Here is a 14,570-nt window from a genome sequence, read left to right as displayed (position 1 = left end):
GGTCAGGCAAAGCCCTCCGCATTGTCGGAGGCTTTTTGCTGGCAGCAGAAAGAGGTGCGATCCAGATGGAACTATATTTCCTGGGAACTAACGCTGGTGTACCTACGCTTCAGCGGAATGTAACTTCCATAGGGCTGCGCATGTTGGATGAGCGCAGAGCATTGTGGTTGTTTGACTGTGGGGAAGGAACCCAGCATCAGATTTTAAGTTCTCCGCTTAAATTGAGCAAATTGGAGAAAATATTTATCACCCATTTACATGGAGATCATGTATTTGGACTTCCAGGTCTGCTCTCCAGCAGAGCATATCAGGGTGGCACTACACCGTTAACGGTGTATGGTCCGCCAGGAACTGAACGAATGATCATGACAACTATGGAGCTGAGCCAGTCACGTCTAAACTATGATCTAAGCATTGTAGAACATACAGGTGGAGTGCTTTTCGAAGATGAGAGCTTCATTGTGGAATCTGCGTTGCTGGAACATCGTATCGACAGTTACGGGTATCGGATTACCGAAAAGGATCGTCCAGGCAGCTTGGACCCTGCAAAACTGGCTGAGTATGGCTTGAAGCCGGGGCCGCTATTTGGTCGCTTGAAGCGGGGAGAAACGATTACCCTCGACAACGGGGACTTCCTTCGCCCAGAAGATGTGTTGGGTGCACCCAAGCGAGGGATGGTCATTACCATCTTGGGAGATACGCGCCCATGTAAAAATGTACAGCCACTTGCACTAAATGCGGATGTTCTTGTACACGAAGCCACGTTTCTGCATGATTTGGCTGATACGGCTCATGAGTACTATCATAGTACTTCGAAGCAAGCGGCTGAGGCGGCGAGAGCGGCAGATGCAGGACAGCTGATCATGACCCATTTTAGCTCTCGCTACAAAGATGAGGATCAGTTGCAGCCACTTCTGGAAGAAGCGCAGTCGATATTCCCAAATACGAAACTTGCGAATGAACACGAGCTGATTCCAGTTGTTCACCGTAAGAGCGAATCCTAATGGTGGATGTGCGAAACAGTACAGCCAAACAAGACGGGAGAACAAGCCGTTAATTGCACGGGACTGAGGGGAAGTTACTCCCGAGGTCCCTTTTGCAATCTGGCCGGAAAGCGTGTAGGATGGGCAATATGAGCAGGGAAATGATTCAATTATTTTCCGGGAAAGCGCAGGAAATGACAAGCTTGTACAGAAGACGCGCGGGGCTAGACGTCCGTGTTCGATTCGGTTCGACGTGTTGCGTGCAGATGCGAGCAAGCCATTTTTATGTACTGTATACATAGGTTAGCATTGAAGTTCGATGCAAATGGTTAAGGACATGAAATGTTAATGGAATAAAGAAAGGAAGTGCTGTATATGATTAAGGCCTATCTGATCGACCTGGATGGTACGCTCTATCATGGCAGACATCGTATCGAAGGAGCCGATAAGCTTATTCAGACATTGAATGAACAAGGCATGCCTTATTTATTTGTGACTAATAATTCTTCTCGTACACCACAAGGTGTGGCAGATCATCTGAACGGGATGGGTATCCCCGCTGATGCATCTCAGGTATGTACTTCTGCGGTGGCGGCTGCGGAATACGTGGCACAAGAGTCTCCGGGTGCGAAAGTGGCTTGTATCGGAGAAGAAGGGCTTTTGCAAGCGATAGAAGCTGCAGGGCTTACACTAACAGATGATGAACCTGATTACGTTATACAAGGAATTGATCGTGAATTTTCCTATCATAAATTGACCAAAGCACTTCGCTGGATCAATGGCGGTTCTAAATCTGTCATGACCAATCCTGATTTGCAGCTACCTTCTGATGATGGGCTTACGCCGGGAGCGGGGACGATTGGGGCAGCGATAGAAGCAGCAACCGGAGTTCATCCTACCGTCATTGGCAAACCGTCAAGTATTATTATGAAGTCGGCTATTAGCCGATTGAACTTAAAGTCTGATGAAGTTGCTGTAATCGGAGACAATATGCGTACAGATATTGCGGCAGGAGCAGCTGCGGGTTGCGAGACCCTGCTGGTTCTTACTGGAATAACGACACGGGACAATATGGATAGCCACATCCAGGCGACCAAGGTTCGTCCTGATCATGTGTTTGAAGATTTGCATAAACTGATTGAGTGGCTGTCGCAGACGACAAGCCAAGCATCCAAGAAGGGGTAGATGTACGATGCCGGAATTGCCGGAAATGGAAAACTACCGGACCTTGCTGTCCGAGAAAATACTCGATTTGCCGATTACAGGTGTGGTGGTTAACCGTGAAAAGTCGATTAATACTGATCCTGATGTGTTCACCCGTGAACTGACAGGCAATCGTATCATATTTGTAGAGCGCCGGGCCAAACATTTGATTTTTCATCTGGCTAATGGTAAGCGGCTTGTGCTGCACCTTATGCTGGGCGGAATGATTTTCTGGGGTACAGAAGCTGAACGCCCTGATCGTTCCACTCAAGTGGAAATTCAGTTTGGAGAATATACTTTATTCTTTATCGGGCTCCGTTTAGGATATCTGCATCTGCTTACTTCCAAAGAGACGGAAGAGGCCATGTCTGACCTTGGACCTGAACCTCTTGATCGGCGCATGAATGCAGAACGTTTTGCTGCCCTGTTGAAAGGACGCCGGGGTACACTCAAAACTACACTGGTCAATCAACACATTATTGCAGGCATCGGAAATTGTTATTCGGATGAGATTGCATTTGCAGCAGGCCTGAGACCAAGCTCCAAGACGCAAAATATTGCTGCTTCGTCTGAACTCACAGCACGTTTGTACCATTCTGTGCAATCCGTGTTGCGGGAAGCTGCCTCGGAAGGCGGTTATATGGAAATGCCGTTGATGCAGGGAGATACCAAGACGGGAAGTTTTGACGAGCAGTGCCGAGTGTATGATCGTGAAGGGGAAACTTGCCCTCGTTGTGGGGGAACGATAGCGCGCGTGGAAATTACGGGCAAGAAGGCTTTCTTCTGTCCGGATTGCCAGCATGAGGCTTAAAAGTGGAATCGGGGCACATGTCAGCACCAGAGGTGGATTTCTTCAGGCAGCCAAGCGAGCATATGAGATGGGGGCTACGGCATTTCAATATTTTCCGAAGAACCCGCGGAGCCTTGGCTTGAAAGAACTGGACCTCAAAGATGCTGAACAGTGTCGGGATTGGTGTGAGAAGCAGGGGATATCTTCCATTGCTCACTCACCCTATCCCACGAATCCGGCTTTGGGCAAAACCCGAGGAGAGGCGGGTTTTCATGCAACCATCGCATCGATACAAAATGATCTGCATATTGCAGATGCCTGCGGTTCAGTAGGGACTGTAGTCCATTTTGGACATCTCAAGAGCAATGAACCACTTGAAGGATATCAGAATCTCATATCCTGTCTGGATGCCGCTTTAGCAGATTGGGATGGACAGGCTAAGGTTCTGCTTGAAAATCAGGCTGGGGATCATGGTCCCATGGGTACGACGATGGAAGAGTTGATACAGATTCGTAAGCTAAGCCGGTATCCTGAACATATTGCTTTTTGTTTTGACACGTGTCATGCTTTTGCTTCAGGCATGTGGACGTCAGGCAATGAGGCATCCATGCTGGAGAAAGGCAGACTGCTGGGATTCTGGGATGCTCTTGCGGCTGTTCACTTTAATGATTCGAAATATCCTTCCGGTTCATGCAAGGACAGACATGCACGGATTGGACAGGGTTATATAGGGAAAAAAGCCATGCAGGAACTGTTATGTGCGCCTGAATTTCAGCAAGCGGTAGTTGTCCTGGAAACAGAATCAGGCGAAGATGGAACACACCGTGGTGACATTGAACTCATGCGTTCCTGGCTTTAAATGGGAGAGGAGCGATTGTAATGCATGTTTTTTTGGATGATTACCGGGCATGTCCGAAAGGGTTTGTTCTGGCTACCAATGCAGAAGAATGCCTGATGCTGCTTAGAGAAGGTGACGTGGACATTCTATCCCTGGATTTTGAACTGGGTCCAGATTCACCGAATGGCGGAGAAGTTGCTGCTTCGATCGTCCGGGAAGGTTTGTTTCCACGCCAGATCTATTTGCACACGTCCAGCATGTATGGCAAACGTCAGATGTACGAATTGTTGTACAGCAATAAACCAGACTCTGTTACCGTCCATAATGGTCCGATGTCGGGCGAGGTTATGCTGCGAGTTGCTGCGGGAGAAGAAAGCTGATGAAGCCGATTACGACCAAAATGTTAATGCGTGGTGTATGGGAAGGCATGCCTCAGGCTGTATTTATCTATACCCCGCTATGCGGAACTTGTGCAGCAGCGCGTCGAATGCTTGAGATCGCCGAACATTTGCTGCCCGAAGGGATTTTGACCGAGATGAATATTCACGATATCCCGGAACTTGTACAGCAGTTTCAGATTTCGAGCGTGCCTGCGGTTATGCTGTTTGATGGAGAACATGATGTGCCCAGAATGGTTTATCGGATGAACTCTGTCGAGCATCTGTTAGGGGAAATCCGAAAGGCGGTGCTAAAATGAGTGTAATCTCGATGGAGCATGTCTCTCTTAGAAGGGAAGACAATCAGATTCTGGATGACGTTGATCTGCATGTTAAAGAAGGCGAGCATTGGGTGATTCTTGGGCGTAATGGTTCAGGTAAAACAACGCTGCTGGAAATGATGAATGGATATATGTTTCCAAGTCAGGGGCGCATTGAAGTATTGGGCAATCTGTATGGTCAATGTGATGTGCGGGAGGTTCGGAAAGAAATTGGTTATATCAGTCAGACATTGATTGAGAAACTGACACCTCGAGATCCGGTGTGGGAAGTTGTCTCAACAGGAGCTTATGCTTTTTTGCGTTTCTATCAAACGATCCCGGATGATGTGAAGGCCAAAGCATTGAACCTGCTTGATGAAATGGGCTTTGCAAAACTGGCTAATCATTCGCTCGGCACCCTTTCTCAAGGAGAACGCAAAAAAGTGATGCTGGCTCGTTCATTGATGGCAGATCCCAAATTGCTGATTATGGACGAGCCTTGTGCCGGACTCGATCTGTATGAACGCGAGAAAATGTTGGCCGAAATTGATCGACTGCGTAAGCGAAATATCACTGTCGTTTATGTGACTCATCACGTCGAAGAGATCGTACCTTTGTTCACACACGTGGCCTTGATCCGCGATGGACGTATTGCTGCGGCAGGGCCCAAACATGAAGTTTTAACACAAGATACAATTAAGCATACGTACGATGTTCCGGTTGATATCCAGTGGGATGATGGACGTCCCTGGATTCGCGTACGTTCTGGAGGGTAACACATTTTGAGTACACAGTCATCTTGGGGTGAAGGAGACTTCTCCCGTTTTATTTGCACAGCCAATCATGGTTTTGCGCCCTATGCTCAGGAGGAATTGCGCCGTACGTTCGGGGCAGTAAAGAGCACGGTACTCGTACCAGGTGAGATTCTGCTTGCCGGTCTTCCGATTGCGGAAGAAGAGGTAGCGATCAAGCTTTTGGAAGAAAGCCCGACGTTTTTACGTCATATTCAACCTGTTCAATTTCAGGAAAATACGGAAGATTCAGCGCAAGCAATGGAAAAATTGATTTCATTTGTGTTGAACCATACGGAGTTAACAGGCACTAAAGTTACATTACAAGTTCGTAAAACCGAAGGTGCCTTCTGGCAGGAGAACGCTGCTTCTTTGAAACAGCTATTGACTGAGAAGCTGGATGATCTTGGGTGTGAGTGGGTTGTTCGTGATGCGGATCATGTTATATCTGTCTTCGTAACAGATGACATGTTATATGCCGGTGTATCCAGACCTGATCAAAATCTATCGGACTGGAGTGGCGGAGCAGTTCGTTTTCAGAAGGAAGAGGGGCAAATCTCCCGCGCTAAATTCAAATTGCTTGAAGCGGAGCAGACATTTGGCATCGACTTTACTTCTTTTCACAAAGCATTGGACATCGGTGCTGCACCAGGTGGATGGACCTCTTTCCTGCTTGAGCGCGGGCTTGAAGTTACAGCTGTTGATCCGGCCAAGATGGATGCGACCCTGCTGGAATCGCCCAAACTGACCTTTTTGAAAAAAAATGCCGGTGATGTACGTTTCCGCGAAGGGGAATTCGATCTGCTCGTATGTGATATGAGCTGGAGCCCCAAGCTGATGAGCCGTCTTATATCGGATCTGTTATACAGTCTTCAATCAGGGGGAACAGCGGTTGTAACGGTGAAGTTATTGCATAAGAAGCCGCTCGCATTGATTAAAGAAGTCATCGATACATTTGAGCGCTCCCGGATGCAGATTCAGCGTTCCAAACAGTTGTTTCACAACCGTGAAGAAATCACGCTATATATGATTAAGTATTAAGTTATTAAAGGCATTAAACTTTATGCTTTACAATACCTTATTGCCTATACTATAATGATACCAATATTAACCATAACAAGTTGAGGGAAAGCATCCCGAAGCGAAGAGTCCGGATATCCGGTCTGTTCCGCTTCGGTGAAGCTTTCCCTTTTTTGTTATGCACACAAGGAGGAGTCTATATGAGACATCCGGCTAGGCTCGAGCGTGGAAGCCTGCTGGGGGGAAGGTACCGTATCGTGTCCATTCTCGGTTCGGGTGGAATGAGTCATGTATATGAAGCAGAGGATTTGAAGTTGCCAGGCAAAACCTGGGCGATCAAAGAAAGCGTGACGGCGATGCCATACGAAGGCAGTATGGAGTCAGAAGCTGCTCTTCTTACATCTCTGAGGCATCCCAGATTACCGCAAATCGTAGATTTTTTTGTACCGGATGAGCTGGGGTATACCTATCTTGTTATGGAGTACATTGAGGGATTGACACTTAGTGACTATTTCAAGCAATGTCGGGGGAAGATTCCGCTAGAACATATGACCGAGTTTGTGCTTCAGCTGCTGGATGTATTAAGTTATTTGCACGGTCTGGACCCACCTGTCATCTATCGGGATTTGAAACCATCCAACATTATGATTACACCGGAACATGAAGTGAGACTGATTGATTTTGGGATAGCGCGGAGCTATAAAGCACAAAGAGTCGATGATACGGTTAAATTGGGAACGGCCGGCTTCGCTGCACCAGAACAATATGGTTCAGGACAGACTGATGCGCGTTCTGACCTGTACGGGCTTGGAGCATTGTTGCTCTATCTCATGACTTGTGGAACTTATACGGAATGGATTCAGGGAGTTGAGAGCTCCATTCGCAGTGATGTTCCACGTACCTATATTCCTGTTGCGAGAAGGTTGTTGCGACTGAATCCGAATGAGCGCTTTCAATCGGCTGATGAAGTTCGTAAGGAGCTGCTGCGCAGACCGGGAATAGCGGCTGGTGGTTCAGAAACGACGGTGACGATAAGCGGAGGGACAAGAGTGATCGCTTTGACGGGGGCATCATCCGGAGTTGGGGTTACGCATACGGCCATAGCCATCAGTCACTATCTGGAGCGGCAGAACTTCAAAGTGGCCATAATCGAGATGTCGCCACGTTCCCAATCGTTTGCACGGATTCAACAAGTGGCGCATGCAGGTAAACCCGTGCCAGCAAGCAGACAGTTTGCTGTGGATGGTGTACATTACTGGAAACAATCGGGACGTGCAGACATCCTGTCTTTATTGGGAGGCAGCTATCAGTTCATTGTGATGGATCTGGGCAGTGGTCAGGATCAGAACCGGCTTGAAGAGTTTCTCAGAGCTGACTTACCCATTGTTATAGGTTCCGGTGCCGAATGGAGACAAGCTGAGATTGGATCTTTTGTCCGTTCACACAACCGGTACCCGAGAGACAAATGGATCTACTGCTTGCCACTCGCAGCAGCTGACGCCGTTCAGCGCATGCGCAAAACGTTGGACACTTCCAGTGTCTACGGTCTGCCTTTACATATCGATCCCTTTGATCGGGAACCGCAGATGGATAAGGTTTTTGCTCATATTTTGACTCATATGATGGGGCAGCTTCCCAAGAAACGTTCATTCTTTGCAAGAAAAAGAGTACATGATTAGAAGAGATTGCGAAAGGAGAGCCTCTTTTGTCTAAATTAAGAAAACAAAGCCGCCAACTGATTTACGCTGGTTTGACGGGAGCAGGAGCAATCGGTTTGTTGTTTGGGGCATATGTCATTTACAATGTCAAAACCATGAGTGATACGAGGTCTGAAGTGGAGGCCCGATACTCATCAGCCTACGAACAAAAAGAAGCTGAATTGATGCAACAATGGAACTCGGGGGCACAGGGATGGGTGACAATACGGGATGTTGAAGCAGGAGAGTCGATATTGCCCGAGGATATCAAACTCATAGCCGTTCCGGATGCACAGGCACCAAGGAATCTTTGGTCCAGCTCCAAGCAGATGGATGGTCAAGTGGCGAAAATAGAATTAAAAAAGGGAACAGCCATTACAACTGAAATGGTGTATGAAGATACCCCGGCACCGCCGGATCTAAGGAATCGTGAACTACAGGTTGTGTTATTACCTTCTTCACTTGCTAAGGGAGACATCATTGATATTCGTATTCAGTTTCCAACGGGTCAAGACTACATTCTCCTGTCCAAAAAGAAAGTCCAAAGATTAAATGCAGCTACACTATGGATTACGATGACGGAGGAGGAGATCCTATCCCTTTCAAGTGCAATTGTAGATGCCTATTTACATAAAGCTTCAATCTATGCCTTAACCTATGTAGAACCACAGTTCCAGACACCAGCGATCCCGACATACCCTGCTAACAATGAGGTGTTAAAACTGCTGGAGAGTGATCCTAATCTTGTACGTCGGGCTGAAGTGGAGTTAGCGCGGCAAGTACGGAGTTCGTTAGAAAGCTCACTCGCCGCATCCATCTCAGCGCCATCCCAAGGTGTGGAGCAGGACGTTGCACAGTCCTCCGTTTCATACAATAGTCGCCCTGGAGCGAATAACTCTTCATCTACTGATGGGGTCATCTGGAATGATGGTTCTGGTAGCGGCGGAACGACGGGTACAGGGAGCAATGATTCTGCAGCATCTGCTTCAAGTGCGGATGAGCAGAAAAGCTTGCTGACGGGCGGGGAGTAAAAAGCAGGAAAAACAATTTATTATTTATGTAACAACGTGTAAAAGAACTTAAAAGGAGATTCGATAGCTATGCAAACATGGATCTTTGCTGGGTTATGCGAGAAGAATGACCTGATGCTGTACCTTTGCAAAATACTGGCGTCCTCCGGTAAACGTGTCTTGCTTGTTGATGGAACATTACAGCAGAAATATGGATACGGCGTTGGGGAAAGTCAGCAATCTCTGCGTATTACAGAATTTGAAGGTTTTGATATCGCATGTCAGTTCGTAACTTCAACAGCGGTTGAGAGTCATCTTGAAGCGAGTGGCGAGAAATTGGAGAGTTATGATTACGTCCTTTACGACATGGAAACATCACACTTTGCGTCACGTGATCTATGGCTCACGGCAGATATCCGTGTCTGGGTCAGTGATTATGAACGTTACAATCTGGAACGGGGCAAAGGCTGGCTCAAGCGGTTGTTTGAAGAGCAGTCCCTACCAGCAGAACTACCATTTCAGCGCATTTTGATTAATGCCGTTGATTGCAAACTGGAAGCTCGATATTTGTGGGCGTATCTGGAAGGTAGTCCATTTGTATGGACAGGGGAATCGCTGATGTTGCCTTGGGATGAACTGACTGCAGCGGTCAAACTGGAAAATGAGCATCATCGCCGTATTCGCCTGGGGCCATTGTCACGGAACTATAAAAAATCGCTATGCAGGTTAGTGGAGCAGTTGACCGGATGGGAAAATGTCCAGAGTCGCCGGGCCATTAAAGAAGCAGAAAGGATGAGGGCATGAGCACCATTACATTTTGGAGTCCTTTTGCAGGAACAGGCAGCACCTCAAGTGCGTTGATCGGCGCCTATGCGATGGCCCTTCAATATAGGACAAGAATTTTGCTTGTAAATACAGGTCCTGTCGGGAGCAGCACAGAAGCTGCCCTCCCACCTAAAGAAATAGAGGACACGGGATCAGTATTTACATTCGAGGAGGGGGGATGGGATGCTGTGGAACGGCTGCATATCAGCGGGAGTCTGAACAAGCATAATTTGAGGGACTACACCAAGCCGCTCCTCAATGACCGTCTGGATTTGTTGACTGGCAGAATTAATCGATTGGAACGTTCAACAGAAGAGCATGTGGAGACATTAAAAAGGCTGTTGCACGTAGCCAATGAATATTATGATCTGGTTCTTCTCGATGCAGATCGCGCAGGCACTAGTGACCAGGTTCTGCTGGATCAAGCGGACTATGTTGTGGTGAACCTGAATCAAAATATGAGGGATCTGGAGTATTTTTTTGAAAAAATCAGACCCGAGAGCATGAGTGATCAGAAACTGCACATCGTGCTGAATAAGTATGATCCTCATTCACGCACAACCATCACCAATATTCGTCGGCGTTTTCGATACAAGGGATCGATATCAGTGTTGCCTTATACCACCGGATTTCTGGATGCCTTCAATCGTCGTGATGCGGCTGCGTACTTGCAATTGGAAGGTCTGAGCAACAATAAAGATATTCGTAAAGGGAGCTTTGCCGCAAGTATGGCTGAACTCGCTCGTCTTATTATGGATGGGGCAGGGATGCGTACCGTACTAAAAAGGCTGGAAAGGGGAGCCTGAACATCTGATGCTCTGGAATACCCTATGGTTAATTTTAATTTTGTTGTTATGTCTTGCGTATGTTTGGTTCAAATACAGAGCTTCCCATCGTGAAAAAAATAACCGTGCTCCTGAGCGCGAATCCTTCACGATTGAAGTGCTGACAGAGAAAGTAAAGAACTCGCTTCATGAGCTTAGTCATAGTCAACTTGCTGATGCAGGATTGCATGAAGAAGAATATCGCCGAAGAATCAATCAGCGTGCTGAGATGCGCAAGGCGCTTAAAGGTTGTGTATCAGGAAGCATTAGTGACAAAACATATGTCAAAAATCTGATAGGTGATCTGCTTACTCGCAGTATAGGACTGAATAAGTCAAATATCGATGAGGTCATTTATTTCGGAGACACTGAGTTACTGACGGTTCAGGATCAATTCGAAATTGTGTTTTATCTATACCGGCAGCAATTTGGTGTTGATGCCCTGTCACGCATGATTGACACTTATGATCTTGGCAGATTGAGGCCGAGTGAAGGTGCAGACGACGGAGGAAGTTACTATATCTCCCAGGAGGACATCCGGTATGTTTTTGAGTGTGAGTATAGAGAGCTTGGCTTCAGAGAAAAAACGGATATCATTGTTCAACGCATTTACCAGCATTACAAAGGCTTCTCGGTGGTTGATGAAATAAGAGATCAACGAATAGATGGCGTTAGTGGTGGTGTAAGTGGCATGTTGGATGCCCTTCAGGATATGGGGCTACGGCAGCCAGCTTCGTGGAATGATCTGCTCACAGATGGACTTGAAGATGCTCCCCTTGAAGAACCACTTACTGGAATGGAAAGTGTCTGGATTTTCTATAAAGGTAAGTCCATTCATCTGTCTTTCCTGTCGTTTGGCAATATCCGTGAACTGAAGAGGGTATGTCAAAATATTTATAAATACAACTATCCGGGACAGCTTTCGGAAGCAAATGGATACAAGGTGAACGAGATGAAGGATGGATCACGTGTCGTTGTTGTGCGTCCTCCCTTTGCCGAATCATGGGCATTCTTTGTCCGGAAATTTGATATTCCCAATGCTTCACTGGAACAGTTGATTACTGGTAACAACGCAGATCTGCCAATCACTTTGCTGCAATATTTGATGAAAGGCAGTCGAATCACAGCTGTAACAGGAGCACAGGGATCGGGTAAAACGACACTACTTATGGCAATGGTGAAGCATATTTACGCTTCGTATACCCTGCGTGTACAGGAGATGGCTTTCGAGTTACAGCTTCGGCGTATATACAGTCGGCGTAACATACTAAGCTTCCGGGAGACGGAGCACATCTCAGGTCAACAGGGACTGGACTTACAGAAAAAGACGGATGGTACTGTAAATATTCTCGGTGAGGTCGCAAGTGACGAAGTAGCCGCATGGATGATTCAGATGTCCCAGGTTGCCAGTCTGTTCACCCTGTTTACCCATCATGCCAAAACGTTTCGTGATTTGGTTTTCTCCCTCCGTAATTCACTGCTCAAAACAGGTATGTTCCAACATGAACATATTGCCGAGGAGCAAGTAGTAAGTGTCATTAATTTCGATGTACATATGAAAAAGGACGCAGAGGGACGAAGATATATCGAACGAATTACGGAGTGTCTGCCACGTGCGAATAAAGGGGATAGCGTGGAGGAACGGGCGGGATTTACGTTTCGCAATGTGATCGAGTACAAGGATGGCAATTACGTCATCACAGCTCCGATCTCCATAGGAAGCATTACGGATATGCGGGATCAGATGACACTGCAGGACGCTGCGCTGTTCGAACAGTTCATCAAGCAACATTGGGGTGATACCTATGACCGTTAAGATAGCTCTTTTGTTGGTGTTGGGGATATGTGCAGGTGGCCTGATAATCACGCTACTTGTACTGAACCTGTTACGTCACAGAGGAGGAGACAATGCAAGTAAATCTATCGGGATTGCTACGCTAAACGGAACTCGTACGCTGCGGTGGGGTTCGGTCCTGTTACAGTCTTATCGGTGGGGCATGAAAGTGCCGCTATTCTCTGCTTATATTTTACAAGTACAGAAACGAATCTCATTCCGGCATGTCGGCGACGAACCAGCATTAAGACGAATGACTATGAACGTGGTTCTAATTATCTTCGGAGGATACGGGAGTATCAGTGTAATCCTTTTCCTTATGCAGCCGGGTATCGCCTTTGTTATATTGTCGGTACTCTGCGCTGTAGTTCTAAACAGCCTTGTACTGGATATGTGTCTGAATCGTATGGAGAAGCGACTGTTGGTACAGATGCTGGACCTGTTTGCCGACGTGAGACATCGGTATCATCAGCATGGAATGGTAGAGGAGGCACTTTATGAAGCAGCGGAAGCAGGTAAAGGAGAGGCTGCCGAGCAAGTGCTGTTGATCTATGAAGCATTGACTTCTCCGGATCCGAACGAAGCTTTGGAACGGTACTATGAGATTGCGCCAAATCGCTTTCTTAAAGGTTTTGCCGGTATTTCATATATGGTGATGGAGTTCGGGGATAAAGATAGAGCACAGGGTTCGATTTACTTGAAAGGCTTGGGGAATCTGACACAGGAAATTCATCTGGAGATTTTGCGGCGGGACAAATTGGACTATCTGTTAAAAGGGTTGAATATCATCGCCCTGGCCCCCGTTCTATTCACAGCTCCAATCGAACGTTGGGCCAGAGGAAGTTTTCCGACTATGGATGAATTTTATCGCAGCAAAATCGGGTTTGTAACCAAAATATCGATCTATGTCATTATCATACTTGCCTACCTGCTTTTGCAAAGACTTCAGCAATATGATGAAACCCGCTATCGGACAGGGCGCAAACACTCCAGAATCGATCAGTTCCTATACAGGCAGACGTTCATTCGTAAAGTCGCGATGTTGTTCGTGGCCAAACCTGGCAGTACCAATTACAGTCAAACCGTAAGACTGATGCGGGAAAGTAGCTCGGAACTGAAATATGAATGGCTGGCGATACGAAGGCTGATGTTATTTGTAAGTTGTTTTGTGCTGACCATTGGATGTGTCTTTCTGCTGCATCAGGTTGAACGAAATCATATTTTACATGATCCTGTGAGAGATGACCGGATGTTTGGCGCGATGGGAGAGGCGGAGTTGAAGCAGGCTACCGAGAAGACAAGCTTGGATCAAGCTGTACTCGAGCGCATCGAAATGAAGCGAGGAGCAACTTTTGATGAGATATCCAATGCATTGCAGTCCGTAAATCCCGTTCCACTGGAGCATGATGCACAGACTGAAACTATCGCACGCATCCTGCAGAAGCTGGAAGGTTACAACAAGCAATATCTCCACTGGTGGGAGTTAATTATTGCAATGATGATAGGTTTAGCGGGTTATCACATGCCGATCTGGCTCATGATGTTCCAGCGCAAGATGAGAAGCATGGACATGAGGCATGAAATCTATCAGTTTCAGACGGTTATCTCAATCTTGCGAGAGATGGACCGTATGTCTGTAGAGGAAATACTGGAATGGCTCAATCGCTTTGCTGTTATTTTCAAAAGACCACTGCAAAAATGTCTGTTGCACTTTGAACATGGGCCGGAGCATGCACTTGAACAATTGAAAGAAGATGCAGGTCTGCCTGAATTTCAGCGTTTGGTTGAAAAACTGCAACTTGCACTTGGGAAAATTTCGATTCGAGAGGCATTTGATGATCTGGATAGTATGATGGCCTTTTATTTTGAACAACGGAAGCAGGAATACACCAAGATGATTGATGTTAAAGCATCATGGGGAAGAATGATCGGGTTTACACCGATGTATGCCCTGATCTTCCTCTATCTGGTCATTCCGCTGGTAGGCATGAGTTTCCTTCAAATGAACATTTATTATGAACAGATTCAGAAACTGTAACGACCATGTACGTCACAGTC

At 46.9% G+C, this 14,570-nt stretch carries 14 protein-coding genes; all 14 read left to right on the top strand.

Annotated features, from left to right (window positions below):
* The first annotated feature begins 65 nt into the window (after positions 1-65).
* Positions 66-1,004 carry a ribonuclease Z gene (gene rnz / locus BLS14_RS09250; RefSeq protein ID WP_090951754.1) on the top strand — a complete coding sequence of 313 codons (939 nt, stop codon included), beginning with the start codon at positions 66-68 and terminating at the stop codon, positions 1,002-1,004.
* 354 nt (positions 1,005-1,358) lie between these two features.
* Entirely contained in the window at positions 1,359-2,168 is an 810-nt protein-coding gene (locus BLS14_RS09245) for a TIGR01457 family HAD-type hydrolase (RefSeq protein ID WP_063562855.1), read from the top strand.
* A gap of 7 nt (positions 2,169-2,175) precedes the next feature.
* Complete coding sequence (locus BLS14_RS09240) at positions 2,176-2,997, top strand: Fpg/Nei family DNA glycosylase (protein WP_063562854.1); 822 nt, start codon at positions 2,176-2,178, stop codon at positions 2,995-2,997.
* Positions 2,987-3,835, top strand: coding sequence for a deoxyribonuclease IV (locus BLS14_RS09235; protein ID WP_063562853.1), 849 nt, complete (start codon positions 2,987-2,989; stop codon positions 3,833-3,835). The genes BLS14_RS09240 and BLS14_RS09235 overlap by 11 nt, the downstream gene beginning before the upstream one ends.
* A 20-nt stretch (positions 3,836-3,855) precedes the next feature.
* Positions 3,856-4,194, top strand: a complete 339-nt coding sequence (locus BLS14_RS09230) for a cyclic-phosphate processing receiver domain-containing protein (protein WP_063562852.1) — start codon at positions 3,856-3,858, stop codon at positions 4,192-4,194.
* Positions 4,194-4,511, top strand: coding sequence for a thioredoxin family protein (locus tag BLS14_RS09225; RefSeq protein ID WP_053780884.1), 318 nt, complete (start codon positions 4,194-4,196; stop codon positions 4,509-4,511). The genes BLS14_RS09230 and BLS14_RS09225 overlap by 1 nt, the downstream gene beginning before the upstream one ends.
* Positions 4,508-5,287 carry an ABC transporter ATP-binding protein gene (locus tag BLS14_RS09220; RefSeq protein ID WP_090951222.1) on the top strand — a complete coding sequence of 260 codons (780 nt, stop codon included), beginning with the start codon at positions 4,508-4,510 and terminating at the stop codon, positions 5,285-5,287. The genes BLS14_RS09225 and BLS14_RS09220 overlap by 4 nt, the downstream gene beginning before the upstream one ends.
* 6 nt (positions 5,288-5,293) lie before the next feature.
* Positions 5,294-6,343 (top strand): SAM-dependent methyltransferase, encoded by a 1,050-nt coding sequence (locus tag BLS14_RS09215; RefSeq protein WP_072733294.1) that lies wholly within the window; start codon positions 5,294-5,296, stop codon positions 6,341-6,343.
* Between the two features lie 179 nt (positions 6,344-6,522).
* The gene (locus BLS14_RS09210; protein WP_090951219.1) at positions 6,523-8,001 is read left to right on the top strand and encodes a serine/threonine protein kinase; all 1,479 of its coding nucleotides are present in this window, start codon (positions 6,523-6,525) and stop codon (positions 7,999-8,001) included.
* Positions 8,002-8,027: 26 nt separating this feature from the next.
* The gene (locus BLS14_RS09205; RefSeq protein WP_090951216.1) at positions 8,028-9,050 is read left to right on the top strand and encodes an SAF domain-containing protein; all 1,023 of its coding nucleotides are present in this window, start codon (positions 8,028-8,030) and stop codon (positions 9,048-9,050) included.
* Between the two features lie 69 nt (positions 9,051-9,119).
* Complete coding sequence (locus BLS14_RS09200) at positions 9,120-9,833, top strand: hypothetical protein (protein WP_090951215.1); 714 nt, start codon at positions 9,120-9,122, stop codon at positions 9,831-9,833.
* The gene (locus BLS14_RS09195) at positions 9,830-10,660 is read left to right on the top strand and encodes a CpaE/TadZ family protein (protein ID WP_090807104.1); all 831 of its coding nucleotides are present in this window, start codon (positions 9,830-9,832) and stop codon (positions 10,658-10,660) included. The genes BLS14_RS09200 and BLS14_RS09195 overlap by 4 nt, the downstream gene beginning before the upstream one ends.
* 7 nt (positions 10,661-10,667) lie before the next feature.
* Entirely contained in the window at positions 10,668-12,494 is a 1,827-nt protein-coding gene (locus tag BLS14_RS09190; protein ID WP_090951213.1) for a P-loop NTPase family protein, read from the top strand.
* On the top strand, positions 12,484-14,550 hold the full coding sequence (locus BLS14_RS09185) for a hypothetical protein (protein ID WP_072733291.1): 2,067 nt from the start codon (positions 12,484-12,486) through the stop codon (positions 14,548-14,550). The genes BLS14_RS09190 and BLS14_RS09185 overlap by 11 nt, the downstream gene beginning before the upstream one ends.
* Positions 14,551-14,570: the final 20 nt, after the last annotated feature.

The organism is Paenibacillus sp. OK060 (genome assembly GCF_900101205.1).
GTDB lineage: Bacteria > Bacillota > Bacilli > Paenibacillales > Paenibacillaceae > Paenibacillus > Paenibacillus marchantiae.
This window is presented reverse-complemented; position numbering and strand designations above follow the sequence as displayed.

Coding starts and splice junctions, on each gene's coding strand:
- rnz (WP_090951754.1), top strand. CDS start 66: ATGGAACTATATTTCCTGGGAACTAACGCTGGTGTACCTACGCTTCAG.
- BLS14_RS09245 (WP_063562855.1), top strand. CDS start 1,359: ATGATTAAGGCCTATCTGATCGACCTGGATGGTACGCTCTATCATGGC.
- BLS14_RS09240 (WP_063562854.1), top strand. CDS start 2,176: ATGCCGGAATTGCCGGAAATGGAAAACTACCGGACCTTGCTGTCCGAG.
- BLS14_RS09235 (WP_063562853.1), top strand. CDS start 2,987: ATGAGGCTTAAAAGTGGAATCGGGGCACATGTCAGCACCAGAGGTGGA.
- BLS14_RS09230 (WP_063562852.1), top strand. CDS start 3,856: ATGCATGTTTTTTTGGATGATTACCGGGCATGTCCGAAAGGGTTTGTT.
- BLS14_RS09225 (WP_053780884.1), top strand. CDS start 4,194: ATGAAGCCGATTACGACCAAAATGTTAATGCGTGGTGTATGGGAAGGC.
- BLS14_RS09220 (WP_090951222.1), top strand. CDS start 4,508: ATGAGTGTAATCTCGATGGAGCATGTCTCTCTTAGAAGGGAAGACAAT.
- BLS14_RS09210 (WP_090951219.1), top strand. CDS start 6,523: ATGAGACATCCGGCTAGGCTCGAGCGTGGAAGCCTGCTGGGGGGAAGG.
- BLS14_RS09200 (WP_090951215.1), top strand. CDS start 9,120: ATGCAAACATGGATCTTTGCTGGGTTATGCGAGAAGAATGACCTGATG.
- BLS14_RS09195 (WP_090807104.1), top strand. CDS start 9,830: ATGAGCACCATTACATTTTGGAGTCCTTTTGCAGGAACAGGCAGCACC.
- BLS14_RS09190 (WP_090951213.1), top strand. CDS start 10,668: ATGCTCTGGAATACCCTATGGTTAATTTTAATTTTGTTGTTATGTCTT.
- BLS14_RS09185 (WP_072733291.1), top strand. CDS start 12,484: ATGACCGTTAAGATAGCTCTTTTGTTGGTGTTGGGGATATGTGCAGGT.